Origin of the sequence: Oceanimonas doudoroffii, from assembly GCF_002242685.1 — a bacterium.
GTDB lineage: Bacteria > Pseudomonadota > Gammaproteobacteria > Enterobacterales > Aeromonadaceae > Oceanimonas > Oceanimonas doudoroffii.
This window is the reverse complement of the sequence record NZ_NBIM01000019.1, coordinates 1-4,327: the sequence shown is the minus strand read 5'-3', so window position 1 is coordinate 4,327 and position 4,327 is coordinate 1. Positions and strand designations below refer to the sequence as shown.

General features: G+C 47.0%; 2 protein-coding genes. Both read left to right on the top strand.

Annotated elements, in window-relative coordinates:
• A partial coding sequence (locus B6S08_RS18350; protein WP_211284272.1) for a hypothetical protein occupies nt 1–446 on the top strand: 446 nt, incomplete at its 5' end.
• A 153-nt stretch (nt 447–599) separates the two neighbouring features.
• A complete protein-coding gene (locus tag B6S08_RS18345; RefSeq protein WP_141202219.1) occupies nt 600–2,852 on the top strand; it encodes a hypothetical protein in 2,253 nt (750 codons plus the stop codon).
• Nucleotides 2,853–4,327: the final 1,475 nt, after the last annotated feature.

Below are 4,327 nucleotides of genomic sequence, written 5' to 3'. Positions count from 1 at the left end.
CTGCAAATTCGGAGACGAGCAGCATGAAAGATCTCACTTTTGTACTCACTGCTAGACCTCAGCCTTTTCGACCGCGTTCTGAAAACTTTTCGAAACCACAGTATGGACATGTGGAGCCAGGTGGTGGTTCGCTAACAGAACCATCTGGGCTTGTTCAGAACAAACAAATGTTTCCCGGTTCCTTTCCGGCCCTTCAGAGAACAGCTTCAACAGCCAGTAATGATTCTTGGGTCTCGGCAGGCAGTGCAAAAAGCAGCTCATTAGAAGCTGCTGCCAAGAAAGTTGATGAAATGCTAAGGCTGGCCAGACAAAAGCATCAAGAGAACAGAAGTAGATTCAGGGATGCTATGGATCACCTCGATCACATTTACGAAGAGATCAGAAAAGAAGCAGACGACGCTGGAAAGAAAACTCCGCAAAGGAATACTTTGGTCGGGCGAGGGTAAGTGTTCCATCAATTCAAAATTTCACACGCGAACATGCTCCCCGAACATCGAAACCTATCCTTGCTCAACAAATGCCATGCACACATTTCTATGGTTAACAGATAACAGTATGAATTTCTTGCCTTTCTGGGCACAAGCGTGAAGTGGAAGAACGTGAAGCTTCTTATTATTTTCAGGTGGGAAAGGCAGGCCGATAGTCACGAGCGCTCATTCCAACTGTTTACTCCTAGCTCAAAAGCTGTACGTGTTCCTCAGATCGATCCTGATCAGAACCGGCAGACCAACACTGCACCTCCAACTGAGAATGGAAAACTCGATTTTACGAAAAAGTGGCTGGAGGATGATCTTCATTCTTTGGCAACTGACCCAGATCCGAAACCTGATCTCCTTCAGTTCGGTCCAGCAGAGGCCGACCTGCATTCTGTTGGCAGTGCTTCTGCCGAAATTGCAGCCATCACCGGGAAAGAGATCTTGGCAGCACTGAAAATTCCAGATTTAGTTCCCCAGAAGCATCAAGCTGTGATCAAACCTTCTCCAGTGAGGTACGCAAGTTTCCAAGATGTTTCGGTTCCCTTTCCGCCGCCACGAAAAGATTCCTTGTCATCGGTGGATTCTGCTCGAGTCAAAGTGGGGAAATTTATAGAGAGACATGCTTGTGCAGACGAACGATTGTTGGATGTGAAAGCCAATCTTGGACACGTAAAGCGCAAGGCCGATTTCTTCGGAAGACTCAGCGATAATGATTCCGACCGCGGAAGAAGAAGTCCGTCGGCAGACAAGAAACCGCCGCACTCCGCCTACTTTCAGTTGAAACAACAGAGTGTCGGTACGCCTCAAAAGCAACCGGAGGCTTTCAACATGTCAGATGAAGACGGGGGCCTGCAGCAGAAGCACAGTTACCGTTATGCGGAGTCAACTCGAAGTCTTCCAATCATTAGAGGCAACAGTTACCCGGAGTGGCGGAAGCAGAAACAAGCAAATATTGAACCCACGCCACAGAAACCAGGAAGAGTGTTGGAAGCTCCCCAGACTGGTGAGCAAAGCATGAACTACTCCAGTTCCAACACGTTGACTGAAGCAGAACCTTCGCGAAATCAGAAGAAACCTGAACACAATCAAAGGTTCTTAAGGAATAAACGGAACCTCGGAAGCGAAGCTTTGCAGACTGTTGACCACTTGGTGGCAGAATTGGAACTGAACACAGAAGAACAAGAGCTGTCCTCCAGAGCCTTCCCTACTGCAGGAATTGCGAAATATGGGGTGGATTTTTCTGCTCTTCCGGAAGATGTACCTGAGCCTCAGAGTGCAAAGACATTCGTTCCAGAACAACCTATCACTAGCACAGTGCCGGAGAAGAAGCCGGAGCCAAAAACTCCGAAGAGGGTTAACCTTTACGAAGATTTCAATGAGGCACAGAAGGTTCTCTTGGATTCCACTTTGTCAAATTTTGGGCAGTCTCAGTACGAACGAGGAAACCTTGGCCAGACTCAGTCGCATAACAGTGACATATTTCGCCCTCAGTTCAAAGCAGAAGAATACAGCCGTGGTGGCGATCAATTTAATGATGTTAAAAATGGATTCCGAAATACATTCATGACCATAAACCAGGAAAAACTGGGGGAATCGAAAGTTGTCAGTATGAAAACTATGTTTGAACCCATGCAAGAAAATGAGAAATCTCCTCCAAAACTGCCCGTTGTGACTTCGCAGCCGCCAGGGAAAGGTACAATTCCTGCGCCTATTCCATTCAGGCCGACGGAGTCGAGAATCCCTGCTGGGCCATCCATGGAAACGTCATTAACTGGAAACTATGACCTTTATCAGGCGCCCAGTGAAAAGGGACGCAGTCAACAACTGAGAAGACACTCTTCAAGAAGGGCTTTCCAACAGATTCACTCGAGCAATCTGAGTGACATGCTTCCGATACGAGCTATCGTCCCAGTGGTCCCATCTACTGCTCCGCCACCGAAACCACAAGACTTTGCAGAAAGTAAGAGCTCCAAGCAGAAAGCACACGATGCGGATGACGATTACGACAACGTCATTGTGCCAGAGGGGAAAGCGGCTGGGCGAAATCCAGGCATTTCTCTGAGGCATCCCAGTGCTATCAAAATTAACAGCATGAAACTCGGTGGAGACGACGAGCAGCTACCGGCACCAATAGAAGCTTCTTCGAAAAATCCCATCAAGAATCTGCTGCGGAGGTTGAAGTCGCAGCCACCTAAAAGTAGTGATACAGCTCCGAGGCAACCGTCCACTCTGTCGCTTAATGAACCGGGGTCGGGTCCTCCCATGTTGACGATGTACAGTCTGCACAAAAGCAGCAGCGTGGGGGAAGCGTGGTCCGAGAGCAGTTCACTGTCGCATTATTCAGAAGATCGCCTACCGCCTCCAACAGGTATTTAATTAATGATGCTCGGTCCTCGTCATAACTTGCTCTTTTTTAGACAAGATCAAAGCCATCGTCAAAGTCCCTAAAGGCAAACAAGGACGGAAATTTTGGGCACCATGGAAAAAGTGATTTGTTTGGTATTTTTCTGTGGAAAAAGCAATTCGAAAACCTCGATAGCTCAATTTTGACTTTCTGTTGTGTTTTACTTCTGTCAACCAAGTATTTTTTGTTTTGCTCATGAATCGACGTTTAGAAATGGATTGCCAGCACGTGGGACACGATAGTACTGTATCGTCGACATCCTGCAGTGCTTGCACGAATAAACGAGTTTCCCACCCATGCCACAAACAGTACAATTGCTGCTGCATCTTAAAACAGAGGATGCACATTTTTCGAGAAATGCTTTCCAAACCGTGCAAATGATCTGCAAACGACATAAAAGTTACAACGGGTCAACATCCGAGCATCCTGTTAAGCGTCGAACATGAAAAATACAGGTATCGAAAGGTATTGGCGAAAAATTTATGAAGCGCAAGTAACAAATTTCCAGCGCACTCCTGAGCACTTTCATTGGGAAATGTCGTTCTTTCGTACTCCAGAAAAGCCGACTGCAAGGAACTTTCGGCTTACACAAACGATCTTTTTCCCGGATCCCGTCTCGCCACTCCATTTCCGCGTCCAACTCAATGCTCCAATTCTCCAGCCATTTTCTTGCGCAGTGTTCAGTTTGATTAGTGGTACAAATGGGGCAGGTTGCCTCTGGTTCTGCTGTTTTGCTCCATAGACTCGCAACGGGGACGCAACCGCATTCTTCTTTGATCCTACTTTTAAAGCACCGGAATCTCTTGTCTGTGTGTATGTTTTCTTTTAGTTCTCGATGACGTTTCCACTTCTGTCTCTCTTCCCTGCACTTGTGAGTGAACATCCTTTTCTTCTGGAGTTCCATTTCGACCATGTAGCGGTTACCGGATCCAAGGGTGAGAGGAGCTTGGATGCTACTCACTTCCGTGTTACTGTCGAATAAGTACAGGTCGAATCCGTCCCTGTCAGTTTGATTTCGGCTTTTGTTTGTGTAGGCATCGATTTTCAAGTGGAACTTCATACCGTGGCTCACTCCCGGTTCTTTCTGGTGTTGCTGGGAATGACGAACAAAGCAAATTCCTTTGGGGGTCGCAAGATATTCCATGTCCGAACAACAGTTTCTTCCATTCATTTCTTCTCCTCCGATCGAGCAGCTAGAAACTACGTCTTCGCAAGAGTGTAACACTGATTCTATGGATGATTTGTTCCTTCCCGTAGCGTTAAAGAACTTTTCGAACTCGGACGCCGCTACTTGGAAATCATCATCCAACTTTTATTTCGTGAGTCAAAAGTCCTCAGCGATTGTCATTTCTTGTTTCCAACTTTTATTTCGGCGATCCTGCCCAGGGAGCCACCCCGGCGACCAACTCATGCCCCTTTTTGGGGCACTTTCCCGATTATTTGATAT